The sequence below is a fragment of the Sphingomonas sp. HT-1 genome (assembly GCF_048568905.1).
In the GTDB taxonomy this organism is placed as follows: Bacteria; Pseudomonadota; Alphaproteobacteria; order Sphingomonadales; family Sphingomonadaceae; genus Sphingomonas.
Window position 1 is genome coordinate 2,093,557 of sequence record NZ_CP183770.1, and the last position, 23,112, is coordinate 2,116,668.

19 protein-coding genes are annotated in these 23,112 nt (G+C 66.6%); 11 read left to right on the forward strand and 8 right to left on the reverse strand.

All coding sequences use genetic code 11. The features are described from left to right. A complete protein-coding gene (locus ACNFJ7_RS09640) occupies positions 1 to 1,164 on the reverse strand; it encodes an MBL fold metallo-hydrolase (protein WP_019367677.1) in 1,164 nt (387 codons plus the stop codon). A 63-nt stretch (positions 1,165 to 1,227) separates the two neighbouring features. Between ACNFJ7_RS09640 and ligA the strand changes: the two genes are divergently transcribed. The 4 genes from ligA to ACNFJ7_RS09660 all read left to right on the forward strand — a co-directional run bounded on the left by ligA (position 1,228) and on the right by ACNFJ7_RS09660 (position 8,886). Further along, positions 1,228 to 3,354, forward strand: coding sequence for an NAD-dependent DNA ligase LigA (gene ligA, locus ACNFJ7_RS09645; RefSeq protein ID WP_019367676.1), 2,127 nt, complete (start codon positions 1,228 to 1,230; stop codon positions 3,352 to 3,354). A gap of 143 nt (positions 3,355 to 3,497) precedes the next feature. Continuing rightward, complete coding sequence (locus tag ACNFJ7_RS09650) at positions 3,498 to 6,854, forward strand: TonB-dependent receptor (RefSeq protein WP_019367675.1); 3,357 nt, start codon at positions 3,498 to 3,500, stop codon at positions 6,852 to 6,854. Positions 6,855 to 6,937: 83 nt separating this feature from the next. After that, positions 6,938 to 8,086, forward strand: a complete 1,149-nt coding sequence (locus ACNFJ7_RS09655; RefSeq protein WP_019367674.1) for a sensor histidine kinase — start codon at positions 6,938 to 6,940, stop codon at positions 8,084 to 8,086. Continuing rightward, a complete protein-coding gene (locus tag ACNFJ7_RS09660) occupies positions 8,083 to 8,886 on the forward strand; it encodes a LytR/AlgR family response regulator transcription factor (protein ID WP_019367673.1) in 804 nt (267 codons plus the stop codon). The genes ACNFJ7_RS09655 and ACNFJ7_RS09660 overlap by 4 nt, the downstream gene beginning before the upstream one ends. Before the next feature lie 42 nt (positions 8,887 to 8,928). Here the strand turns inward: ACNFJ7_RS09660 and ACNFJ7_RS09665 are convergent, their stop codons facing one another. Next, positions 8,929 to 9,648, reverse strand: coding sequence for a dienelactone hydrolase family protein (locus tag ACNFJ7_RS09665; RefSeq protein WP_019367672.1), 720 nt, complete (start codon positions 9,646 to 9,648; stop codon positions 8,929 to 8,931). 75 nt (positions 9,649 to 9,723) lie between these two features. Here ACNFJ7_RS09665 and gpmA point away from each other — a divergent pair, with 75 nt between their 5' ends. From gpmA to ACNFJ7_RS09680, 3 genes are all read left to right on the forward strand, one after another. Continuing rightward, positions 9,724 to 10,410 (forward strand): 2,3-diphosphoglycerate-dependent phosphoglycerate mutase, encoded by a 687-nt coding sequence (gene gpmA, locus ACNFJ7_RS09670; protein ID WP_019367671.1) that lies wholly within the window; start codon positions 9,724 to 9,726, stop codon positions 10,408 to 10,410. A 102-nt stretch (positions 10,411 to 10,512) separates the two neighbouring features. Continuing rightward, entirely contained in the window at positions 10,513 to 10,998 is a 486-nt protein-coding gene (gene purE, locus ACNFJ7_RS09675) for a 5-(carboxyamino)imidazole ribonucleotide mutase (RefSeq protein ID WP_019367670.1), read from the forward strand. Further along, positions 10,995 to 12,071, forward strand: a complete 1,077-nt coding sequence (locus ACNFJ7_RS09680; protein ID WP_019367669.1) for a 5-(carboxyamino)imidazole ribonucleotide synthase — start codon at positions 10,995 to 10,997, stop codon at positions 12,069 to 12,071. Before purE ends, ACNFJ7_RS09680 begins: the two co-directional genes overlap by 4 nt. 449 nt (positions 12,072 to 12,520) lie before the next feature. Here ACNFJ7_RS09680 and ACNFJ7_RS09685 read toward each other — a convergent pair whose 3' ends face one another. From ACNFJ7_RS09685 to ubiA, 5 genes are all read right to left on the reverse strand, one after another. Then, entirely contained in the window at positions 12,521 to 12,841 is a 321-nt protein-coding gene (locus tag ACNFJ7_RS09685; RefSeq protein ID WP_019367668.1) for a hypothetical protein, read from the reverse strand. Positions 12,842 to 13,284: 443 nt separating this feature from the next. After that, positions 13,285 to 14,160, reverse strand: a complete 876-nt coding sequence (locus ACNFJ7_RS09690; RefSeq protein WP_236704556.1) for a DUF6624 domain-containing protein — start codon at positions 14,158 to 14,160, stop codon at positions 13,285 to 13,287. A gap of 391 nt (positions 14,161 to 14,551) precedes the next feature. After that, the gene (locus ACNFJ7_RS09695; RefSeq protein WP_236704557.1) at positions 14,552 to 15,268 is read right to left on the reverse strand and encodes a 3'(2'),5'-bisphosphate nucleotidase CysQ; all 717 of its coding nucleotides are present in this window, start codon (positions 15,266 to 15,268) and stop codon (positions 14,552 to 14,554) included. A 49-nt stretch (positions 15,269 to 15,317) separates the two neighbouring features. After that, positions 15,318 to 16,664 carry a TldD/PmbA family protein gene (locus ACNFJ7_RS09700; protein WP_019367665.1) on the reverse strand — a complete coding sequence of 449 codons (1,347 nt, stop codon included), beginning with the start codon at positions 16,662 to 16,664 and terminating at the stop codon, positions 15,318 to 15,320. A gap of 31 nt (positions 16,665 to 16,695) precedes the next feature. Further along, positions 16,696 to 17,628: a 4-hydroxybenzoate octaprenyltransferase gene (gene ubiA / locus ACNFJ7_RS09705; protein WP_019367664.1), complete on the reverse strand. Its 933-nt coding sequence runs from the start codon at positions 17,626 to 17,628 to the stop codon at positions 16,696 to 16,698. 112 nt (positions 17,629 to 17,740) lie between these two features. Here ubiA and ACNFJ7_RS09710 point away from each other — a divergent pair, with 112 nt between their 5' ends. From ACNFJ7_RS09710 to ACNFJ7_RS09725, 4 genes are all read left to right on the forward strand, one after another. After that, on the forward strand, positions 17,741 to 18,502 hold the full coding sequence (locus ACNFJ7_RS09710) for an EF-hand domain-containing protein (protein ID WP_419724214.1): 762 nt from the start codon (positions 17,741 to 17,743) through the stop codon (positions 18,500 to 18,502). A 75-nt stretch (positions 18,503 to 18,577) separates the two neighbouring features. After that, entirely contained in the window at positions 18,578 to 19,318 is a 741-nt protein-coding gene (locus tag ACNFJ7_RS09715; RefSeq protein WP_019370397.1) for a 16S rRNA (uracil(1498)-N(3))-methyltransferase, read from the forward strand. 57 nt (positions 19,319 to 19,375) lie between these two features. Then, positions 19,376 to 20,752, forward strand: coding sequence for a glutamate--cysteine ligase (locus ACNFJ7_RS09720; RefSeq protein WP_019370398.1), 1,377 nt, complete (start codon positions 19,376 to 19,378; stop codon positions 20,750 to 20,752). Between the two features lie 120 nt (positions 20,753 to 20,872). Beyond that, positions 20,873 to 21,220, forward strand: a complete 348-nt coding sequence (locus tag ACNFJ7_RS09725; protein WP_019370399.1) for an endonuclease domain-containing protein — start codon at positions 20,873 to 20,875, stop codon at positions 21,218 to 21,220. Positions 21,221 to 21,290: 70 nt separating this feature from the next. Here ACNFJ7_RS09725 and ACNFJ7_RS09730 read toward each other — a convergent pair whose 3' ends face one another. Further along, positions 21,291 to 22,859, reverse strand: a complete 1,569-nt coding sequence (locus tag ACNFJ7_RS09730) for an aldehyde dehydrogenase (NADP(+)) (RefSeq protein WP_019370400.1) — start codon at positions 22,857 to 22,859, stop codon at positions 21,291 to 21,293. Positions 22,860 to 23,112 lie beyond the last annotated feature (253 nt).

Here is a 23,112-nt window from a genome sequence, read left to right on the forward strand (position 1 = left end):
TCAGCGGAACCGGTCGAACGCGCCCTCAGCACGGCATTTCGCGATACCTTGATCGCTCGCGGGGGCGCCGCGGACGCCGATCGCTGGTACCTCGAAACTCTGCCCGATCGTGCGATCGACGAAGTGCCTAGAGTTGGCCCCGCCACAACGGAGCATCGCTGCCAGCATGTTCGGCGGGGTGCGATAGGCTTCCCAGGAGAGCCGAAAGGTGCCCCAATGGACCGGCAGAGCCCAGGGTCGGCCGAGCTCTTCCCAGACCCGAATCGCATCGCGCGGGCCGATATGCGCGTCTGAAGCCATTTGTCCCGGCTTGAAGCGGAACGCGCCGATGGGAATGGCAGCGAACCGCACCGGGCCCAATGCCGCCGCCTCCTTGGGCCATCTGCCGTCGCCCCACCCAGTATCGCCGGCGAAGAACAGGTTGCCACCCGGCAGCGTTACCACGAAACCGGACCAGAGCGCGCGGTTGCGATCGGCGAACCAGCGACTGCTCCAATGGTGATTACGCGTCACCACCACGTTGATGCCGGGGCGCAGCGTCAGCCGCTGTCCCCAGTCCAGCCCGCGCGCCGGCAGGCCCGCTTGCCCGATCACGCTGTCATTGCCCAGGCCGGTAACGATCATTGGCCGATCACGCTGCCACAGCGCCTTCAGCGTAGTCAGATCGAGATGGTCATAGTGATTGTGGCTGACGACAATCAGATCGATCGCGGGCAAATCGGATAGCTTGACGCCGGGGGCCGCAACGCGGCGGGGGCCGTATCCGAACGGCCCGGCAGCCTCGCTCCATACCGGATCGGTGAGGATGTTGAGGCCCTGCGTCTGGATGAGCACGGTGGCATGACCGATCCAAGTCACCCTCATCGCCTGTCCGGCCACCCGCGCCGGGGGCCGGCTGGGGATCACCGGCACATGTGTGGGCCAGGGCGGCTGGCGTCCCGCGCTCGAAATGCGATGGGCGAGGAACACGAAAGCGAGCGCCGGTGCGGGTGCCGTCCCGCCGTCCGGGTTGGCAAAACGCTCCCCATCGAAATGCCCGGTCTCAGCGCCGCGATAGTAGATGCGGTCCAGAAAGGGGGGCACCAGCGTAAGGAACAAGCACAGCGTCACCACGAACCAGAGCAGCGCCCCAAAAATTACCTTCACCATCATCGCAATACGCATGGGTTTACGTGATGGCCGCAAAGCCCCTTGCGATCAACCGCCCCCATCCCCTAGCGCAGAGCCATGACGCTGCCCCGCACGCCAGAGGATGCCGCCGCCAAACTCGCTCGCCTCGCTGCCGAGATCGCGCACCATAACCGTCGCTATCACGACGAGGATGCGCCCGAGATCAGCGACGCGGACTTCGACGCGCTCGTCCGGCAGAATGCCGAGATCGAAGCCGCCTTCCCGGAGTTGATCCGTGCCGACTCGCCCTCGCGGCAGGTGGGTGCCCCGTCCACCGGGCCGCTCGCCAAGATTGCCCATGCCCGACAGATGTTCAGCCTCGATAACGGCTTCTCGGAGGAGGATGTTGCCGATTTCCTCGGCCGCGTCCGCCGCTTCCTCAAGCTGCAGGAAGACGCGCCCGTCGAGCTCACCGCCGAGCCGAAGATCGACGGCCTCTCCTGCTCGCTGCGCTACGAGAATGGCGAACTGGTCCAGGCACTGACTCGCGGAGACGGCCGGATCGGGGAGGATGTGACCCCCAACGTCCGCACGATACGAGACATTCCCCAGCACATCGAAGGGGCGCCGCCGGTGTGCGAGGTGCGCGGCGAAGTCTATATGGCCAAGGCCGATTTCGCGGCGCTCAACGCTCGACTGCTTGCCGAAGCGCTGGAGACGGGCAAGGAGGCGCGCCAGTTCGCCAATCCGCGCAACGCCGCCGCCGGGTCGCTTCGCCAGAAGGATTCCGCGGTTACTGGGCTGCGGCCGCTGCGCTTCCTCGCCTGGGGTTGGGGCGAACTGAGCGAACCGCTCGCGGAAAAGCAGTACGAAGCGATCGACCGTATCCGGGTCTGGGGCTTCCCGGTCTCCGACTTGTTCGTCCGCGCCCCCACGCTGACGGATGCGCTGGTCCAGTACCGCGCTATCGAGACGCGCCGCGCCGACCTGCCGTTCGATATCGATGGCGTGGTCTACAAGGTTGATCGCCTCGATTGGCAGGAGCGGCTCGGCTATGTCGGCCGTGCGCCGCGTTGGGGCCTTGCCCATAAATTTCCGGCCGAACGGGCGCAGACCACGCTGCAGGCGATCGACATCCAGGTCGGCCGCACCGGCAAGCTCACGCCGGTCGCGCGGCTGGAGCCGGTGACGGTGGGCGGCGTCGTCGTCAGCAACGCGACGCTGCACAATGCCGACGAGATCGCCCGCCTCGGCGTGCGGCCCGGCGACCGCGTGATCCTCCAGCGCGCAGGCGACGTGATCCCTCAGATCATCGAGAACCTTACGCGCGACGAGCCACGCTCCGATTGGCATTTCCCGACCCATTGCCCGATCTGCGCCTCCGAAGCGGTGGCCGAGGAAGGCGAGGTCGATGTCCGCTGTACCGGCGGGCTGATCTGCCCGGCACAGCGGCTGGAGCGGCTCAAGCATTTCGTCAGCCGCGGCGCCCTGGATATCGACGGGCTGGGCGAAAAAACGCTGATCGAACTGATCGCCCTCGGCTGGATTGCCGAGCCCGCCGACATTTTTCGCCTAGCCCGTCACCGGGGAGCGCTGCTGGGTCGCGAAGGCTGGCAGGAAAAGTCGGTCGACGGCCTGCTCGCTGCAATCGAAGCGAAGCGGGCACCCGATGCCGCACGACTGCTGTTCGGCCTCGGCATCCGCCACATCGGTGCGATCACCGCACGCGACCTGCTTAAGCGCTATGTGATGCTTGCCGCGCTGGAGACGCTGGCAGACGAACTGATCGCGCTGCGCGACGCGACTCCGCCGGCGATCGGAGAAACCGAGGCTCGGCACCGCACCCGGCTAGACAAAGCGATCGCCGAGCGGATCGGTGTAGAGAATGTCGGCGCCGCCGTCGGCCATGCACTCGCCGACTTCTTTCATGAGCCACACAATCGCGCCGCCTGGACCGATCTGCTGGGGGAAGTGGCGCCGCCGCCTTTCCTGGTGGAGTCCCGCGACTCGGAAGTGACCGGCAAGACGCTGGTGTTCACCGGCACGCTGGAAACGCTCAGCCGCGACGAAGCCAAGGCGCAGGCTGAACGCCTCGGCGCACGCGTCGCCGGTTCGGTATCTGCCAAGACGGACCTTGTCATCGCCGGCCCGGGGGCCGGTTCTAAGCTGAAAAAGGCTGCTGATCTGGGCGTTCGGGTGATCAGCGAAGCGGATTGGTTGGCGATCGTAACCGCTTCGGAGTGATGCGTTTTTGCAACGCACCATTGGGGAACGTTCCGCGCGTATTGACTGTCACAATTCCGCAATCAAAGCCGAGCAGGGGGCAGCCAGACAGATGGCGTTAAACGCCGCGACTGGCAGCCACAGGCTCAAAAAGGGAACTCTCGATGCGAACGCACTATCTTGCAGGCGTGGCAGCTGCCGCGCTGCTCATTCCGGTTGCCGCGCACGCGCAGGAAACCACCTCCACCATCCGCGGTACCGTGACGGCTGATGGCGCTCCGGTACCGGATGCGACGGTTGTCGCGACCAATGCAGCATCGGGAACCCGCTCCACGGCCCGCACCGATTCCACCGGTACGTTCACGCTTACCGGTCTGCGCGCGGGCGGCCCGTACACGGTCGAAGTAACCGCGGCGAACTATTCGAATTCGTCGGTGACGGACATCTATACCATCGCCGCCCAGTCGTTCGATCTTCCGATCGAACTGGTTGCCCAAGGCCAGGAAATCGTCGTCACCGCCAGCACCGTCCGCGGTGCGCGCTCGATCTCGCAGGGGCCGGCAACTGTGCTCTCCGCCGAGCAGATCGCCAACGTCGCCAGCCTTAACCGTGACATTCGCGACCTGTCGCGGCGCGATCCGTTCGCGCGGCTGGACGATACCCCCACGGGCGGCCGCGCGATCTCGTTCGCGGGCCAGAATGCGCGCTACAACCGCTTCACGGTCGACGGCGTGCCGATCACGGACAATTTCGGCCTTAACACCGATGGTTTGCCCAGCCGCCGCTCGCCGATTCCGCTCGACGCGATCGGCCAGTTCCAAGCCAAGGTTGCGCCGTATGACGTGCGCGAAGGCAATTTCCAGGGCGGCGCGATCAACATCGTACTGAAGTCCGGCACCAATGAGTTCCACGGCAGCGGTTTCTACGCACGCTCGGGTGACGAATTCGTCGGCAACAAGACCAAGGGCGTGACGGTCAATGTCCCGAACTTCAAGGTCGACAACTTCGGCGCCGAGCTCAGCGGTCCGATCATCAAGGACAAGGTGTTCTTCATGGTCGCCGGCGAGCGTCTGCGCGGCGGCCGCCCCATCGTCGAAGGTCCCGTCGGGAACAACGGTGGCACGGTCATCCCGGGCGTGACCCAGGCGCAGATCGATCGCATCAGCGCGATCGCGAACAGCGTTTATAACTACAACACCGGCGGCGTGCTGCGGGATTCGGGCGACAAGGACGACCGTGTCGTTGCACGTATCGACGCCAACATTAGCGACAAGCAGCGCATGTCGGTGACGTACACCTACGCCAACGACGCCATCAACCTGCTCAACAACACCTTCACCAACCAGCCGTACGGCCTTGGTCTCGCTTCGAACGCCTATATTCAGGGCAACCGTCTGCACACCGGCGTCGTGCAGCTGAACTCGGACTGGTCGGACGACTTCTCGACCGAAGCTCGCGTGTTCTACAAGAACTACACGCGCATCCAGGATCCGCTGTTCGGTCGCGGTTTCGCGCAGTTCCGCGTCTGCTCCAACGAAACGTCGACTCCGCTGACTGTCAGCGGATCGTCGCTGACGGCGTGTGAAAACAACGCGGCAATCGTGTCGTTCGGTCCCGACAGCTCGCGCCAGACCAATCAGTTGAAGACTGATACCTGGGGCGGCTTGTTCCAGGTTCGCGTGACCAAGAACGACCACGACCTGCGGCTTTTCACCGAAATGCAGTTCGTCAGCGTCTTCAACTCGTTCCTGCAGAACAGCGCCGGCAACTATTACTTCGACTCGATCGCGGACCTGCAGAATCGCACTGCCAACCAGATGTCCTATGGCAATGCGATCCCGTCCCTGGTTCCGAACGATGCGGCAGCGAACTTCTCGTACCAGAGCTACACGTTCGGCATCATGGATTCGTGGCGCGTCACCCCCACGCTGAACGTCAGCTATGGCATGCGCTACGATCTGTACGGGATGCACAGCACGCCGGCGCGTAGCGCTGCGTACACGGCGCGCTTCGGTTCGGGCGCGATCGTTAATGGTCAGTATCGCACAATCGGGTCGAACAACGCCAACTTCTCCGGTCTGGGCCTCTTCCAGCCGCGTATCGGCTTCGACTGGCAGCCGGTTCCGCGGGTGAGCATCCGTGGCGGCGGCGGCATCTTCGGCGGCGGCACGCCCGACGTTTATGTGTCGAACAGCTTCTCGAACACCGGCGTTCTGACGAACTCGGTGCAGATCAACCGCACTGCGACCGGCTTCTCGGGCGCCACTACCAACGCCGCGATCGGCAACGCGGCGCTGTCGAACGTGAGCGGGACCTCGATCCCGGGGGCGGTCAACACGCTGCTCACCAACGCGACGGTCGCGACGAACGCCACCGTCAACGCGCTGGATCCGCAGTTCAAGCTGCCGTCACAGTGGCGCGCTACGCTGACCGGTGAATACTCGGTCGACGGATGGACGTTCGGCGCGGACTTCCTGTACTCGAAGGTTCGCAACCAAGTGTACTTCACCGACATCCGTTCGCAGCCGATCGCCGGTTCGCTGACGCCGGACGGCCGCCAACGCTACCAGAACATCATCGATGGCGCGGGCAGCACCAACACCAACACCGACATCTTCCTGACCAACACCAACAAGGGTCGCGCGCTGATCGCCATCGCCCGCTTTGACAAAAGCTGGGACTTCGGCGTCAACATCAACGGCAGCTTCACCTATCAGGACGTAAAGGACCAGTCGCCGGCGACGTCATCAACCGCAGGTTCGAACTATAGCAACGGCGCGTTCGTTGATCCGAACAACGTGGCCTATGGCATCTCCAACGATCAGGTGAAGTACTTCTTCAAATATGGCGCAACCTTCGAACGCGCTTTCGTTGGGGACTACAAGACCACCTTCTCCCTGTTCGGCGAAACGCGCATCGGCCATCCGTTCAGCTATACCTTCCAGGATTTCGGCAGCGGCCGATCCTCGGTGTTCGGCACGACCGGCGTGAGCTCAGGCACCGGCGCTGGCGGAAACCGCTATCTGATGTACGTTCCGACAGTGAACGATCCGCTCGTGTCGTACAGCAGCTCCGAAGTGCGCAATGCGGTGAACGCGTTCATCGACGCGTCCGGCCTTGGCAAGTACCGCGGCCAGATCGCACCGCGTAACGCCTTCAACTCGAAATGGTTCACCCGCATCGATCTCCACGTTGCACAGGAACTGCCGACCGGCCTGGGCAAGTCGCGCGTGACCATCTTCGGCGATATCGAAAACTTCACCAACTTCCTCAACAAGAACTGGGGCCAGACCCGCGAGTACGTGTTCCCGTACAACGCGGCCGTGGTTCGCGTGCAGTGCCTCACCACCAGCGGCAACCCCGATGGCGCGGGCACGGTGGCGACCAGTGCAGCACAGCCCTGCGCTCAGTATCGCTACTCGCCGGCTGGCGGCTCGACGACCTTCACCGCGCCCACGGATCAGGTCTATGCGAACCAGTCGTTGTACTCGATCCGCATCGGCGCCCGCTTCACCTTCTGAGCGGCACCGTTCGACCACCTTCGGAATGCCGGGCGCCAAACGCGCCCGGCATTTTTTTTGCTCACCGCGCGCGGCGGTGATAGATGCGCGCCGTGGCAAAGACTTCGCTTCCGCAGACCAGCGCCCGGACCTTGGGCCTTTCCAAGCCCGACCTGTTTTCTCGCCCCTTCTTCGAAGACAAGGGGCGGGCCTTCTGGATCCTCCAGGCAACCGGCTGGAGCGGCTATCTGCTGCTGCGCTCGGTCTCGTCGATCTCTAACGGCTTTTCGGTCGAAGGAATCATCAAGGCGATTATCGAGGCGATCGTCGGCTATTGCCTCACGCTGCTGCTCTCCGCGCTGTACGGCTTCTACCGCAGCCTGCCGCGAATCCCTGCGATCCTGCTCACCTTGGCCACACTGGGTGCGGGTACGATTCTCTACGCGGTGCTGGAGGCCTTCACCTATTCGTTCACCGCAGCGGAGCCGGGCATTACCGTCGCCCGTGTAATCGGCTACAGCTTCCTCACCTTCACAGTGCTGGCGGGCTGGTCGGCGCTTTATTTCGGCATCAATTTCTATCTGATCGTCGAACAGCAGATCGATCAGATGCAGATTCTAGAAAGCCAGGCGTCGAGCGCGCAGCTGGCGATGCTGCGGTACCAGTTGAACCCGCACTTTCTGTTCAACACGCTAAACTCGATCTCCACCCTGGTCCTGCTCAAGCAGACCGAGCGGGCCAATGTGATGCTGTCCCGCCTCTCCTCCTTCTTGCGCTACACGCTGGCGAATGAGCCGACCGCCCACGTCACGCTGGCGCAGGAGATCGAGACGCTGAAGCTTTATCTCGAGATCGAGAAGATGCGCTTCGACGAGCGGTTGCGCACTCATTTCGAGCTCGACCCACGCGCCGCCAAGGCGCGGTTGCCGTCGCTGCTGCTGCAGCCCTTGGTCGAAAATGCCATCAAATATGCCGTCAGTCCGCAGGAAGAGGGCGCGGATATCACCGTCTCGGCTCGGCTCACCGGCGATAGGGTGCAGATCGCCGTGTCCGATACGGGTCCGGGATTGATCGAAGCGCGCCCGAGGCCGACGCTTTCCACTGGCGTGGGGCTCGCCAATATTCGGGAACGGTTGGCACAGGCTTTCGGGCCTGACCATCGTTTCGACACTCGAACGAAACCCGGGGAAGGTTTCAGCGTTGAGATCGAAATACCGTTCCAGCTTGAGGAACCGAACCGAGAGGCCGCATGACCATCCGTACCATCCTCGTTGACGACGAATCTCTGGCGATCCAGGGACTCGAGCTCCGGCTCCAGGAGCATGAGGATGTCGAAATTATCGACAAATGCTCCAATGGCCGCGAGGCTATTCGATCGATCAAAACGCATAAGCCGGACCTCGTCTTTCTCGACATCCAAATGCCCGGGTTCGACGGATTTTCCGTCATCCAGGGACTGATGGAGGTGGAACCGCCGCTGTTCGTGTTCGTCACCGCCTATTCGGATCACGCGATCCGAGCGTTCGAGGCGCAGGCAGTGGATTATCTGATGAAGCCGGTTGAACCGGCCCGGCTTGCCGACACGCTCGATCGCGTCCGCCAGCGCCTCACCGAGAAGCGGGGCGTGGAGGAAGTGGAGAAGCTGAAGGAAGTGCTGGCGGAAGTCGCGCCCGACGCCGTGGACGATATCGCCAGCGGCGACGGTACCGAGCCTGCCTCTAACCGCTTCGAAAAGCTCATCAACATCAAGGATCGTGGCCAGATCTTCCGCGTCGATGTCGACACGATCGAGCGGATCGACGCGGCCGGCGACTACATGTGCATCTACACCGGCGACAACACCCTGATCCTGCGCGAGACGATGAAGGATCTGGAAAAGCGACTCGATCCGCGCCGGTTCCAGCGGGTGCACCGCTCGACCATCGTCAACCTCGATCTGGTTCGCCAGGTGAAGCCGCACACCAATGGCGAGTGCTTCCTGGTGCTCGATTCGGGCGCGCAGGTGAAGGTGTCACGGTCGTACCGCGACGTTGTCGCGCGCTTCGTGCATTGAAGACGGGGGCCGCTGGCACATGGTCCGGCGGCCCCTGCCCGCTCAAGCGAAGAGTTCGCCAAGAAACTGGATCATCGCTTGCCAGCTGCGTCTGTCGGCGCGGGGTTCGTAGGCAATCGCCGGGTTGGGACTGTCCTTGCGGCTTAGATCCGTAAAGGCGTGGCCGGCATGGCCATAGGCGTGGAGCTGCCAGTCGGCACCGCGATCGGTGAGTTCCTGGGCAAGGGCGACCGTAGCATCGGGCGGCGCGAGCGGATCGTCCCAGCCATGGCAGACCAGCAGCTTCGTAGCGATCGGTGCCTCGGCGGGCAGGTCTGGCCGGTCGTACACGCCGTGGAACGAGACGCCGCCCAGGATCGGCAGCCCCGCACGTGCCATGTCGAGCACACATTTGCCGCCGAAGCAGAAGCCGATCGCTGCGATCCGGGCATGGTCCACCAATGCCAGGCCGGCCAGGGCGGCCAGCGACGCTGCCAGACGGTCCCGTAACAGGCCGCGATCCGCGTTCAGTTCCTCCATATAGCGGGCATAGCCGGGATCGCCGCCGACAGTGCGCTTGCCCTGGCCATAGACGTCGGCGACCAGCGCGACATAGCCGAACCCGGCCAATGCCTCGGCCTTCTCGACATCAGCATCCTTCGCGCCGAACACATTGGGCAGCACCAGCACGGCCGGGCGGGTGCCGCCCACCGCGTCGTTCCACACCAAGCTTCCCTCGAAGGGGCCGCCCGGGCCATCATAGACCAGCGTCTGCCGAACCATCGCGTCGTCTCCTGCGCTTGTCCCTGTCGCCCATGTCGCTAAGGACGGCGGCATATCGATGCAAGGAGATCGCCCATGCCCACCCTCGTTCTGATCCGCCACGGCCAGTCGGCCTGGAACCTGGAGAACCGCTTCACCGGCTGGTGGGACGTCGATCTGACCGAACAGGGCGTGCGCGAAGCCACCGCCGCCGGCACGCTGATGAAGGACAAGGGCCTGGACTTCGACCTGTGCTTCACCAGCTTCCAGAGCCGCGCTATCAAGACGCTGCACCTCGCGCTGGAGGCGATGGACCGGCTTTGGCTGCCGGAGGAGAAGGACTGGCGGCTGAACGAGCGCCATTATGGCGGGCTGACCGGCCTCGACAAGGCGGAGACCGCCGCCAAGCATGGCGACGCCCAGGTGAAGATCTGGCGCCGCAGCTTCGACGTGCCGCCGCCGCTGCCGGAAGCGGATTCGCCCTGGGACCTGGCCAAGGATCCCCGCTATGCCGGCATCCCGATCCCGCAGACCGAAAGCCTGAAGGACACGATCGCCCGCGTGCTGCCCTATTGGGAGCAGCGCATCGCCCCCGAGCTGAAGGCCGGCAAGCGCGTGCTGATCGCCGCCCATGGCAACTCGCTGCGCGCACTGGTCAAGCACCTGTCGGGCATCCCGGACGATGAGATCGTCAGCCTGGAAATCCCCACCGGCCAGCCGATCGTCTACCAGCTGGACGACGCGCTGAACGCCACCGACCGCTACTATCTGAACGAACGTTGACCTGGCCTGCCCGGCGCCATCGCGGCGCCGGGCGCCTTGGCCATTGCCCTAGCGGCACGGCGCCACTAACAAGCCGCCTTCCCTTCCCAAGAGCGGCAGGCAATGGCGGACGCACCACTCATCGGCATCATCATGGGCAGCACCTCCGACTGGGAGACGATGCGCCACGCAGCCGACATCCTGATCGAACTGGGCGTACCGCACGAAACCCGGGTGGTTTCCGCCCACCGCACCCCGCAACGGCTGTACGACTATGCCCATGGCGCCGCAGACCGCGGGCTGAAGGTGATCGTCGCCGGGGCCGGCGGCGCGGCGCACCTGCCCGGCATGGCGGCGGCGATGACTCACCTGCCGGTGCTGGGCGTGCCGGTCGAATCCAAGACGATGAAGGGCATCGACAGCCTCTATTCGATCGTCCAGATGCCCGGCGGCATTCCCGTCGGCACGCTGGCGATCGGCAAGGCGGGCGCGAAAAATGCGGGGCTGCTCGCCGCCGCGATCCTCGCCACCGCCGACGAAGCACTTGCCGAGCGGCTCAAGGCCTGGCGCACCGCCCAGACCGAAAGCGTCGCGGAGGAACCGGCATGAGCGACGTGCTTCCCCCCGGCTCCACCATCGGGATCCTCGGCGGCGGCCAGCTCGGCCGGATGATCGCGGTCGCAGCGGCCCAGCTCGGCTATCGCACGCATGTGCTGGCCCCGGACGAGGAAAGCGTCGCCGCGCAGACCGCCTCGAGCTTCACCCGCGCCGATTATCACAGCCATATCGTGCTCGACGAACTGGCGAGCCACGCCGACGTGGTGACGTACGAGTTCGAGAATGTCGCGCTGGCGCCGGTCGCGCATCTCGCGGCGAAGGTACCGGTCCGACCAGGCGCCAAAAGCCTGGAAATCGCGCAGGACCGCGCCAACGAGAAGTCGTTCGTGGCGGAGCTTGGCGGCCGCACCGCGCCTTGGGCGCTGGTCACCACCCGCGACGAGCTCCACGACGCTATTGCCAAGATCGGCGCCCCCTCGATCCTGAAGACGCTGCGGCTCGGCTATGACGGCAAGGGCCAGGTGCGGCTGCACGACGCGTCCGAGGCCGAGGCCGCCTGGGCGGCGATCGGCGAGCGGCCGGCGATCCTGGAAGGCTTCGTCAGCTTCAGCCACGAATTTTCGATCATTACGGTGCGCGGGCTCGACGGCACGCTGGCCAGCTATCCGCCGCCCTGGAACGAGCACAAGGACGGCATCCTCGCCCGCTCCACCCTGCCCGCCCCCGCCGAGATCGCCCGCCACTGGACCGAGGCGGCGGCACTCTCCGGCCGCGTCGCCGAGGCGCTGGGCCATATCGGCGTGCTGACCTGCGAGTTCTTCGCGACCGAGCAGGGCCCGGTGTTCAACGAAATGGCGCCGCGCGTCCACAATAGCGGCCACTGGACGATCGAGGGCGCCGAGACCTCGCAATTCGAGAACCATGTCCGCGCGATCTGCGGCCTGCCGCTCGGCTCGACGGCGCTGACCGGCAGCCATGTCGAGATGGAAAACCTGATCGGCGACGAGGCGGATCGCTGGCCCGAACTGCTCGCCGAGCCGGGCACCCATCTCCACCTCTACGGCAAGGGCCAGGCCCGGCCCGGGCGCAAGATGGGGCATGTGACGCGGGTGAAGCGGGGCTGATCCGCGCCACCGCGGGATAGCTGCATAAATTGCGAAGTTTAGGAAGTTTAGGCTCGTGCGCGATCTTGGCGGCGGTGACGGCGCTGTGTCATCGGCTGGGATGAGACCTGAAGTTTAGGAAGTTTAGGGTCTCACGCGGTTTTGCGGATGGACTGCGACCCTGCTGCCACCCTCACCCTCCCTCTACCGAGGGGAAAGGGAGCGAGGGAGCCACGGAGCGGCGGAAGGGCGAGGGTGGTCGAGCGAAAGGCGCGCTACCCGCCACGACGTGAAGTTCAGGAAGTTCGGGCTCGCGCGCATCTGTGCGGCGAGGGATGATGAGCGGACGACGTCAAAGAGCGGCGGCCGTTACGGGCCAAGAGAACATATAAAGAACGATACGCCCGATGCAAGGCCTGGCCCGATGGGCCGTTCGCTGTGCGGCTGGGCAAGCGCTCCGCCTTGGCAGTTCAATTGCCCTGGGAGTCGACGACGAAAACCTCGGGCTTGCCCCGCGACAAGGGATCCCAGCCGGCGGACAGAGCGGACCGGACGCAGCGCGCGATCGTCGCGTCGTCCAGCTGGAGACGGCCACGCGGCAGCCCCTTCAGCAGGCGCTTGGGCGCCGGAAATTCCAGCCAGGCTTCGCGCTTGGCATCGCGCTGGAGAACCGCGATGGTCATCCCCTTCCAGCCTTCGTCGTCCGACAGATGGGGCTCGCGCTGCAGACGCCAATCATAGGTCACGCCATCCAGATCGATGGCACCGCTGGTGCTCAGGGATTTCGACATGGCGGGGCCTTAGCACGCTCGCCCCGCAAAGGCACAGGGGCTGGATGCGGTACGCCGCCGCAGGATCGCTGCACGGATTGCGAAGTTTAGGAAGTTTAGGCTCGTGCGCAGTTTTGGGGGGTGTGAAGGCCTATGGCTTCGACGAAGTGGGGCCGAAAGTTTAGGAAGTTTAGGGTCTCGCGTCGTTTCGCGGCGGGATCGTCGCACATGCGAGCGGCACGGTTTGCCCCATCCCCCTCACCCTTCCCGCTCCCATAAGGGAGGGAGCCGCGGAGCGGCGGAAGGATCAAGGGACTGTATCCCGCAAAGTCCAAGACGTTCAGGCTCGCGCGCCGGGATGCGGCGAAGACGATGGGTGGACGACGTCAAAGAGCGCGGTCGTGGAGACCGTTAGAACATATATGGAACAATGGCCAAACGACTAGGTCCGCACAGGCAAGAAGTCAGCAGCCGTCCCAGTTGGCGAACAGCTTCAGATAGTCGGCGAATGGCTCAAGCCCCATCTCCGCCCGCAGGGCCGGCACCCTGGCTTCATCTTCGAGCGGCTGGGCGACGCGCCTGCCATCCTTGCACGTCACTTGCGTCGCGTAGCGCTGCTTGCCGGATATCTTGAGCATGATGCGGTCATAGAGGTATGCGTAGTTGCGCTTGTTCACCTCGCCCGAAGCGACCAGCGGCGTCATCAGGCGCAGTGCGCGCAGCTGGAACGCCGGGTCTGCATCGGCATGCTGGACGAGCAGCCACGCCGCATTGGATCCGGCGGTGCCGGCTTGGGCAATGGTCGGCCAGCCGCCTCGATCGACCTGCGCCTTCAGCCATCCCGTGTTGGCGCGATCGTGTTCGAAACCAGCGACCATGAAATAGGCGTCGAGCACCGACCGGGCACCGCTGGAAAGACGTGGCGCATCCGCCAATTCCCCTTGCCCCCAATTGGCAGCCTTTCGCAGCACCTGTTCCCCGACCACCCGCACGAGCAATTGCTCTTCCAGTGTCGCGCCATGCCGGAGCGAGGTGCCGCGCTCCGTGAGCCGCAACGCAAGCAGGAAGCTCGAAGCAACCGGCCGCGCCTCCTGCAGGTCGCGCTGAAAGTCAGCCCATGTCGCGGCGGAGCGCGTCTGCACGGAGTTCGCCATCATCACGGCACCGCACTGCAGATCGCGCGGCCCGGTTTCCGAAAGGTCCGCTTGCATGATTCCCATCGACGCAAGCTCTTCGCGCGTGCGCGCCACGCCCTCCTCGTAACATCGGCTCATCCATGCTTCGATTGCCGCATAGGCCTGCACCTCCGCCGGACCGGCATCCGGGAAGCGGCCGCGCATCCAGCCGAAATCGCCGGGGTCAAATCTGCCTTGGTGGAAGTACGGCGCCAAAGCAGGCGGTGGATCGGATGCCGCCGGCAGCAGGATGGCGGCCGCACACAGCGCAAGAGCCCGTTTGATCCGCATCCCTACACCCCCCCTGAGCCTAGAGACTAGCCTGGGATGGCATGCAGAGCTATCAGGTTTGGCGGCTGCGCGCCCCGTCCTTGCATGGACGTGGATCGCACAGAAGAAGAAGCGGTGGCTGCCCGCGAACCGCCACCATTCCCGCGCGGGCGAGCATGGATTTGCCGCTGTGCCGGAGGCAAGAACCGCAGATTCAGCGCCAGTGGATCCCCGCCTGCGCGGGGATGACCACCTATCTGGCCGGGATTTGCGGAAAACGCCCCTGCTATCCCCGCCCCAGCTCCACCCGATCCGCGAGCCGCGCCACGGCAGCCGCGTGAATGCCCTGCGTCGTCGCGAGCACGCCATAGGCCTCGCCCGAGGGGGTGTTGAACGCCAGCGTCTGGCCCAGTGCATCGGTAACCGCCGCCCCGGCCTCGCGGGCCAGCAGCACCGCCGCGGCGATGTCCCATTCATGGCCCCAGCGCAGCGTGGCGACCAGATCGGCTTCGCCCGCCGCGACCATGGCGATGCGCAGCGCAATCGAATTGGGCTTGGGGACCATCACCAGATCGCGATCGACCTTGGGGAGTTGGTCCGCCGGCACGCGGGCGCCGGGCAGGTCAGCCCGCTCGGCGGCGCGCAGCGGCTTGCCGTTGCGCCAGGCGCCGACGCCGGCCAGCGCGGTCCACACTTCGCCCCGCGCCGGTGCGTCGAGCACACCGATGATCGGTTGGCCGCGCTCCACCAGCGCGATCGAGACGGCCCAGCCGGGCCGCCCGCGCAGATAATCGCGGGTGCCGTCGATCGGATCGACCACCCAGATGCGATCGGCCGAAAGCCGATCGGCATTGTCCACCGTCTCTTCGGAAAGCCAGCCGGCATCGGGCACCAGCCGCTGCAGCCGTTCGCGCAACAACGCATCCACTTCCAGATCGACGGCGCAGACCGGGTTGCCCGGCGCCTTTTCCCAGCGCGCGAAGTCGCTGCGCCAGCGCAGCATCGCGTGCTGCGCCGCCTGGCCGGCGACCCTGGCGATCTGAGCAGCGAGTTCACGCACCGGCGATCGTCATCCCGTCGATGCGCAGCGTCGGCGCGTTGATGCCGTAGCGGAACTCCAGATCGTTCGCCGGCGTGAGCGCACGGAACATGTCCTTGAGGTTGCTGGCGATGGTGACTTCGGAAACGGGCACGGTGATTTCGCCCTTTTCGATCAGGAAGCCGGCGGCGCCCCGGCTGTAATCGCCGGTGACCCCGTTCACGCCCTGGCCGATCAGCTCGACCACCAGCAGGCCATAGTCGATCTCGCCGATCAGCGTTTCGGGCGGAATCGTGCCCGCTTCCATATAGAGGTTGCTGGGCGAGACGCCGGGCGCGCCGCCGCCGCCGCGGGTGGCATGGCCGGTCGGCTCGAGCCCGAGCTGGCGGGCGGCGGCGCTTTCGAGCAGCCAGCTTTCCAGCATCCCGTCGCGGACGATCTGCATGCGGTTGACCGGCAATCCTTCGCCGTCAAAGGGCCGCGAGCGGAGGCCGCGCGGGCGATGGGGATCGTCCCAGATCGTCACGCCGGGAGCGAAGATCCGCGTGCCCAGCGCATCGAGCAGGAAGCTGGTGCGGCGGGTGATCGCCGCGCCGGAAATCGCGCCGATCAGATGGCCGAGCATGCCCGAGGAGACGCGGCGATCGAACACCACCGGCATCGCGCCGCTGGGGATCTTGCGCGGGTTGAGCCGGGCGACGACGCGCTCGCCGGCGAGACGGCCGATCGCTTCCGGCGATTCGAGCAGCGCGGCGTGGCGGGCGGAGTGATGGGCATGATCGCGCTCCATCGCGCCGCCGCTGCCCGCCAGCACGCTGGCGGAGATGCCGTGGCTGGTCTGGGCGAAGGCGCCGGCGAAGCCGTGGCTGGTGGCGAGGGCGAGCTGGACGCGGCTGGCGCCGGCCCCCGCGCCTTCGCTGTTGGTGACGCCGGGGACGGCGCGGGCGGCTTCCTCGGCGGCGAGAGCGCGGGCCTTGAGCGCGGCGGGTTCCACCTCGGCCCCGTCGTCGAGATCGAGATGCGGCGGGGCGCCGTGGAGCAGGCGATCTTCGGGCGCGAGGCCGGCCCAGCGGTCTTCCGGGGCTTCGCGCGCCATGGCGACGGCGCGCTCGACCAGCGTGGCGAGGGCGTCGTCGCTCAGATCGCTGGTCGACACGCTGGCCGAGCGGCGGCCGACGAACACGCGCAGATCGAGCTCGGCGGATTCGGAGCGCTCGACATCCTCCAGCGCGCCCATGCGGACGGAGACCGACAGCGAGCGATCAGCGGAGAAGACGGCGTCGGCGGCGTCCGCCCCGGCACGGCGCGCGCGCGCAACGGCATCGGCGGCGCGCTCCAGGGCGTGTTCGTTGTTCAGCATCGGCGGGACTTAGGGTTGCCGCGGCACAAAATCAAAGTCCGGACATCCCCACCACCGCGCAGGCGGCGAGCATCAGGAAGCCGGTATCGCGATTGGCACGGAAGCGGCGCAGCGCGTTGGCGCCGTCGGCGGGCGTGAGCGTGACGATCTGCCAGAAGAGATGCAGCGCGGCGGGCAGCAGCGCGAGCAGCGCCAGCGGATCGGGACGGACGGTCCAGAACGCCATGGCCCAGAGCGCCAGCGCGAGGGCATAGAGCAGCGCCACGCCGCCGCGGACCTGCGTGCCCATCCGCCGCGCCGAGGAACGGACGCCGACGATCGCATCGTCCTCCACGTCCTGCAGCGCATAAATGGTGTCGTAGCCGATCACCCACAGGATGGTGCCGGCATAGAGCCACCATCCGGCCCCCTGGCGGCTGGCGAACGCGCCCGCGGGATCGCCCGCGACGAAGCCGACCAGCGCGCCGGAGCCGAAGACGATGCCGAGGAACGCCTGCGGCCACCAGGTGATGCGCTTCATGAACGGATAGGCGGCGACCACCGGCAATGTCGCCAGCGACCAGAGCTTGGCGGGCCAGGGCATCGCCAGCCACACGCCGAAGCCGATCGCCAGCAGGACGCCGAGCCAGATCCACGCCGCGCGCATCGAGACCGCGCCGCTGGGCAGCGGGCGGCTGCGGGTACGCTCGACCTGCGCGTCGAGATCGCGATCGACGATGTCGTTATAGACGCAGCCCGATCCGCGCATCGCGATTGCGCCGAGCAGCATCGCCCCGATCCGCCAGCCGCCGCCATCGGGCAACCCGGAGAGCAACGCCCCCCAGGCGCAGGGCAGGAACAGCAGCCACCAGCCGATCGGCCGGTCGAAGCGGGCGAGCAGCGCATAGGGCCGCCAGCGGCGCGGAAGCAGACCGAGCAGGCCGCGATGCTCGGTATCGGGGACGATGGGGGAAGCGCCGGTCATGCCCCGCCTGCTGCCACAATCGCAGCGCGGCGCCCAAGCTGAAATTTTTCGGCATACTCCTGCGACAATCGCCGGCTAGCCGCGAGCGCTTGGTATCGGGTGGAGGCAGAAGATGCGGATTCAGGTGATCGCCGGGTTGTTGCTGGTGCTGGCGAGCGGGGCGCAGGCACAGGATGGCCCGCCGCCGCCGGGCGGTGCCGGTGGACCCGGCGGTCCCGGCGGACCCGGCGGGGGACCGCGAGGGGCGCTGTTCATCAGCCCCATGGGCGAGCCGTTTCGCGGCAAGCCGGACGGCCCTGCGCCCAAGGACGCCTGGTTCGACGGGGCGGATGCGAATCACGACGGCGCACTGACGCTGGACGAGTTCCGCGCCGATGCGGTGCGCTGGTTCAAGATCCTCGACCGCAAGGCGGACGGCGAAGTCGATCCCGGCGATATCGAAGTGTACGAAACCGTGCTCGCCCCCGAAGCGCGCGGCGGCGGATTCGAAGGCGGTGGCCCGGCGTTGAGCAGCGACGGCAAGGAGAAGACGGCCGCGGTCGGCTCCACCCGGATCCTGAGTGGGCTGGCGCGGTTCAACTATCTGGGCAGCCCGGAACCGGTGACCGCCGCCGACATGACGCTGAACGGCGGGGTGACGCCCAACGAATTCCTGAGCGCCGCCAAGCGCCGCTTCGACATGCTCGACACCGATCATGACGGCCGCATCACCAAGAAGGAACTGCCCGAGCTGAACCCCGGCGCGATGCGGCGGCGGCGGGGCGGTGGCGGCGGCAGGCCGGGTGGCGGGCCGCGCGGCGGCGGCGGCGGCATGGGCGGCGCGATGGGCAGCGGCGGCATGGGCGGCGACGGCATGGGCGGCATGCGCCAGTAATTCCTCGCATCGGGCGCGCGGACCCATGGGCCAGGCCATGGACGGACCCGCCCGCCCGCGGCTACAGCAACGCCCATGCCCGCAACCCCCGCCTGGCCGCCGCAATCCGCCCCCCGCCTGTTCGTCGAAGGCCCGCTCGAGCCCGGCCCGCGCCGGATCGACGGCCCCCAGGCGCATTATCTGGGCCAGGTGATGCGGATGAAGCCCGGCGAGGCAGTGAAGCTGTTCGACAATGCCAGCGGCGAATGGCTGGGCATCGTCCGCGACACCGGCAAGCGCGAGCTGATGCTGGAGGTGACCGAACAGCTGCGCGGCCAGGAGCCGGTGCCCGACCTGTGGCTGTGCGCCGCGCCGATCAAGAAGGGCCGGATCGACTGGGTGGCCGAGAAGGCCTGCGAGCTGGGCGTGGCGCGGCTGGTGCCGGTGCTCACCCGCCGCACGGTAATCGACCGTCTCAACCTGGATCGCCTGCGTGCCCATATGATCGAGGCCGCCGAGCAATGCGGGCGTACCGCCCTGCCCGAGCTGGTCGAGCCGGTGAAGCTCCCCGCGCTGCTCCGCGACTGGCCGACGGAGCGCGCGCTGTTCTTCGCCGACGAGACCGGCGGGGTGCCCGCGCTCGGGGCGATGCGCGCCCATCCAGGCCCCGCCGCGATCCTCGTCGGTCCCGAGGGCGGATTTGACACGGAGGAACGCGAATCGATCCGCGCCGTTCCGCAAGCCATCGGCATCGCGCTCGGGCCACGCATCCTGCGCGCCGAAACGGCGGCGGCGGCGGCGGTGAGCCTATGGATGGGCGCGGCCGGCGACTGGTAACCGAACGGTACAAAAATCCGCTGGCGTCGTTTCGCCGGCACCGCTAAGGGCGCGAAAATGAGCACCAAGACCGTTTCGACCAAGACCGCGGCGGTCATCGAGGATCGCGCCCAGCTGGTGGAATATTTCGTGCACGGCGAGAAGCCGGCGGAGCGCTGGCGCATCGGCACCGAGCACGAGAAGTTCGTCTATTGGATGGACGGCAGCCACCGCGCGCCCAGCTATGAAGAGCGCGGCGGCATCCATGCGCTGCTGATCGGCCTCACCGAATTCGGCTGGAAGCCGATCTACGAGGGCGAGCATGTCATCGCCCTGTCCGGCCCCGACGGCGCGATCAGCCTGGAGCCCGCCGGCCAGTTTGAGCTTTCCGGCGCGCCGCTGGAAAACCTGCACGACACTTGCGCCGAAACCGGCCGCCACCTCCGCCAAGTGAAGGCGGTCGGCGATCGGCTCGGCATCGGCTTCCTCGGCATGGGCATGTGGCCGGACAAGACCCGCGCCGAGCTGCCGATCATGCCCAAGGGCCGCTACGAGATCATGCTGCGCCACATGCCGCGCGTGGGCAGCCTCGGGCTCGACATGATGCTGCGCACCTGCACGATCCAGGTGAACCTGGACTATGCCAGCGAAGCCGACATGGCGAAGAAGTTCCGCGTCGGCCTGGCGCTGCAGCCGCTGGCGACCGCGCTGTTCGCCAACTCGCCCTTCACCGAGGGCAGGCCCAACGGCTATCTCTCCTACCGCAGCCATATCTGGTCCGACACCGATCCGGCGCGCACCGGCATGCTGCCCTTCGTGTTCGAGGACGGCTTCGGCTATGAGCGCTATGCCGACTATGCGCTCGATGTGCCGATGTACTTCGTCTACCGCGACGGCAAATATATCGACGCGGCCGGCCTCAGCTTCCGCGACTTCCTGAAGGGCGAGCTGTCGGTCCTGCCCGGCGAGCTGCCGACCATGGACGACTGGGCCGACCATCTCTCCACCGCCTTCCCCGAAGTGCGGATGAAGCAGTTCCTCGAGATGCGCGGCGCCGATGGCGGCCCCTGGGGCCGCATTTGCGCGCTGCCGGCGCTCTGGGTTGGCCTGCTCTACGATTCGGGCGCGCTCGATGCCGCCTGGGATCTGGTGAAGGGCTGGTCGATGGAAGGCCGCGAGGCGCTGCGCAGCGCGGTGCCGAAGCTGGCGTTGGATGCCCCCCTCCCCGGCGGCGGCAAGCTGGCGGACATCGCTGGGGAAGTGCTGGAGATCGCCGGTGCGGGGCTCAAGGCGCGTGCCCGGCTCAACGGCTCGGGCGACAACGAATCCGGCTTCCTCGATCCGCTGCGCGAGATCGTGCGGACCGGCAAGGTGCCGGCGCAGGTGCTGCTCGATCGCTACCATGGCGACTGGCAGGGAGATATCACGCGCGTCTATGGCGAGGCGAAGTTCTGACGACTTGATCCTCCCCCGGAGGGGGAGGGGGACCAGCCGCAGGCTGGTGGAGGGGTAGGTCGCCGCATGCTCCACGCCCCTAAATCCGCCCAAAAGCGCGCAGCCAAACTTCGGCGCGCGATGAGCCTGCCGGAAGTGCTGCTATGGCAGGAACTGCGCATGCGGCCGGAGGCGCTGCGCTTTCGGCGGCAACATCCCGCCGGTCCGTATGTACTCGATTTCTTCTGCGCGCGGCACAAGCTGGCTGTCGAAGTCGATGGCGAGGCACATGCGCGCGGCGATCGTCCGGCGCGGGATGTCGTGCGGGATGCATGGCTGCGGGCGCAGGGCGTGCGGGTACTGCGGATCGCGGCGGCGGAGGTTCTGGCGGACGTGGAGGCGGTGGTGCTGCACATCGGCCGGGTCGCCCGTGGGGAGTACCCCTCCACCGGCTTCGCCGGTCCCCCTCCCCCTCCGGGGGAGGATTAAGGGCGGGCCCGGTCCCTCCGAAGGGAAGGATTGAGTGGGGGTGGCGAGTTATCCACCACCCCCAATACGCTCAGACCGTCGGCTTGCCGTCCACGCGTGCCGGCACGCCGGCACCGTCGCGCAGTTCGGCCGGGAGCAGGGCTTCCGGCAGGTCCTGGTAGGACACCGGGCGCAGGAAGCGGTCGATCGCCAGTGTGCCCACCGAGGTGCTGCGGCCGTCCGAGGTCGACGGGAACGGCCCGCCATGGACCATCGCGTCGGTAACTTCGACGCCGGTCGGCCAGCCATTCGCCAGGATGCGGCCGGCCAGACGCTCGAGCGACGGCAGCAGATCCTGCGCGATCGCGATGTCGGCATCGTCCATGTGCAGCGTGGTGGTGAGCTGGCCTTCGAGCAGCGACACCACCTTCTTCAGCTCCTCGGTATCGGCGCAGCGCACCAGCAGCGAGGTCGCGCCGAAGATTTCCTCGGCATGGCTCGGATCGGCGATGAAGTCCGCCCCCTTCATCGTGAACAGCGCAGCCCGGCCACAGGTCGGGCCCTGCGCTTCGACGCCCTGGGCAAGCTGCTGCACGGTCGAGACGCCGGCGAGCTTGGCCACGCCGGTCTCATAGGCCTTGTGGATGTTCGGGGTGAGCATCACCTGCGCCGCCGCGCCCAGCATCGCTTCGCTGGCGGCCGCCAGGAACCGCTCGAGCGCCGGGCCTTCCAGCGCAAGCACCAGGCCGGGGTTGGTGCAGAACTGGCCGGCACCCATCGTCACCGAGGCGACATAGCCCTTGCCCAGCGCCTCGGCGCGGGCTTCCAGCGCCGCCGGCAGCAGGAAGACGGGGTTGATGCTGCTCATTTCGGCATAGACGGGGATCGGCACCGGGCGGCTCTGCGCGATGCGGACCAGCGCCAAGCCACCGCCACGCGAGCCGGTAAAGCCCACCGCCTTGATGCGCGGATCGCTGACCAGCGCGCTGCCCAGTTCGTTCGACGTGCCGCTGACCATCGAGAACACGCCTTCGGGCATGCCGGTCTTTTCCACCGCGCGCGCGATCGCGGTCGCGACCAGCTCGGCCGTGCCCGGATGCGCCGGATGGCCCTTCACCACCACCGGGCAACCGGCGGCAAGCGCCGAGGCGGTGTCACCGCCCGCAGTCGAGAAGGCGAGCGGGAAGTTCGACGCGCCGAACACCGCGACCGGGCCCAGCGGCACCATGCGCAGGCGCAGGTCCGGCTTGGGCAGCGGCGCACGATCGGGGATCGCATGGTCGATGCGGACGCGCAGATAATCGCCCAGGCGCAGTTCCTTGGCGAACAGGCGCAGCTGGCCGGCGGTGCGACCGCGCTCGCCCTGAAGGCGGGGCTGCGGCAGGCCGCTTTCCTGCATCGCGCGCTCGACGAGTTCGTCGCCCAACGCCTCGATCTCCTCGGCGATGGCTTCGAGGAACTTGGCACGCTCTTCGCGCGGCAAGCTCGAATAGGGCAGGAACGCAGCCTCGGCAGCGGCGCAGGCGGCGTCCACATCTTCGAGCGTCGCGACGCTGAAGCTGGGTTCGATCTCGCTGCCGGTGGCGGCGGCAACGGCGCGGAAGCCGGCGTCGCGGGCGACGCGCTTCGATGCGATGAACAATTCTCCGGTCAGCGCCATGTTGAGCTCTCTCCGATGATCCAGGATGATTCTAATAAAAGGGCGTTAGCGGTAACACCCGCTGTGCGCGACTTAGGAGCCGCGCGCGCGCCGTTCAACCACGGAGTGACGAAACGGTCAATTGTCGGAGTAAGCCGTGCTGACCCGAACATGCATTCGTTCGCTTGTGCAGCAGGAAATATCACGTTACAACATCTCACACCATTGCCGGATCGCGGCATCCGCGCGGCACTGCGTCCTTGGGTGCGCCCTG

What these genes read in the sequence shown, in the direction of transcription:
- ACNFJ7_RS09640 (WP_019367677.1), bottom strand. Translation starts at nt 1,164, where the DNA reads ATGCGTATTGCGATGATGGTGAAGGTAATTTTTGGGGCGCTGCTCTGG.
- ligA (WP_019367676.1), top strand. Translation starts at nt 1,228, where the DNA reads ATGACGCTGCCCCGCACGCCAGAGGATGCCGCCGCCAAACTCGCTCGC.
- ACNFJ7_RS09650 (WP_019367675.1), top strand. Translation starts at nt 3,498, where the DNA reads ATGCGAACGCACTATCTTGCAGGCGTGGCAGCTGCCGCGCTGCTCATT.
- ACNFJ7_RS09655 (WP_019367674.1), top strand. Translation starts at nt 6,938, where the DNA reads ATGCGCGCCGTGGCAAAGACTTCGCTTCCGCAGACCAGCGCCCGGACC.
- ACNFJ7_RS09660 (WP_019367673.1), top strand. Translation starts at nt 8,083, where the DNA reads ATGACCATCCGTACCATCCTCGTTGACGACGAATCTCTGGCGATCCAG.
- ACNFJ7_RS09665 (WP_019367672.1), bottom strand. Translation starts at nt 9,648, where the DNA reads ATGGTTCGGCAGACGCTGGTCTATGATGGCCCGGGCGGCCCCTTCGAG.
- gpmA (WP_019367671.1), top strand. Translation starts at nt 9,724, where the DNA reads ATGCCCACCCTCGTTCTGATCCGCCACGGCCAGTCGGCCTGGAACCTG.
- purE (WP_019367670.1), top strand. Translation starts at nt 10,513, where the DNA reads ATGGCGGACGCACCACTCATCGGCATCATCATGGGCAGCACCTCCGAC.
- ACNFJ7_RS09680 (WP_019367669.1), top strand. Translation starts at nt 10,995, where the DNA reads ATGAGCGACGTGCTTCCCCCCGGCTCCACCATCGGGATCCTCGGCGGC.
- ACNFJ7_RS09685 (WP_019367668.1), bottom strand. Translation starts at nt 12,841, where the DNA reads ATGTCGAAATCCCTGAGCACCAGCGGTGCCATCGATCTGGATGGCGTG.
- ACNFJ7_RS09690 (WP_236704556.1), bottom strand. Translation starts at nt 14,160, where the DNA reads ATGCGCGGCCGCTTCCCGGATGCCGGTCCGGCGGAGGTGCAGGCCTAT.
- ACNFJ7_RS09695 (WP_236704557.1), bottom strand. Translation starts at nt 15,268, where the DNA reads ATGCTGCGCTGGCGCAGCGACTTCGCGCGCTGGGAAAAGGCGCCGGGC.
- ACNFJ7_RS09700 (WP_019367665.1), bottom strand. Translation starts at nt 16,664, where the DNA reads ATGCTGAACAACGAACACGCCCTGGAGCGCGCCGCCGATGCCGTTGCG.
- ubiA (WP_019367664.1), bottom strand. Translation starts at nt 17,628, where the DNA reads ATGACCGGCGCTTCCCCCATCGTCCCCGATACCGAGCATCGCGGCCTG.
- ACNFJ7_RS09710 (WP_419724214.1), top strand. Translation starts at nt 17,741, where the DNA reads ATGCGGATTCAGGTGATCGCCGGGTTGTTGCTGGTGCTGGCGAGCGGG.
- ACNFJ7_RS09715 (WP_019370397.1), top strand. Translation starts at nt 18,578, where the DNA reads ATGCCCGCAACCCCCGCCTGGCCGCCGCAATCCGCCCCCCGCCTGTTC.
- ACNFJ7_RS09720 (WP_019370398.1), top strand. Translation starts at nt 19,376, where the DNA reads ATGAGCACCAAGACCGTTTCGACCAAGACCGCGGCGGTCATCGAGGAT.
- ACNFJ7_RS09725 (WP_019370399.1), top strand. Translation starts at nt 20,873, where the DNA reads ATGAGCCTGCCGGAAGTGCTGCTATGGCAGGAACTGCGCATGCGGCCG.
- ACNFJ7_RS09730 (WP_019370400.1), bottom strand. Translation starts at nt 22,859, where the DNA reads ATGGCGCTGACCGGAGAATTGTTCATCGCATCGAAGCGCGTCGCCCGC.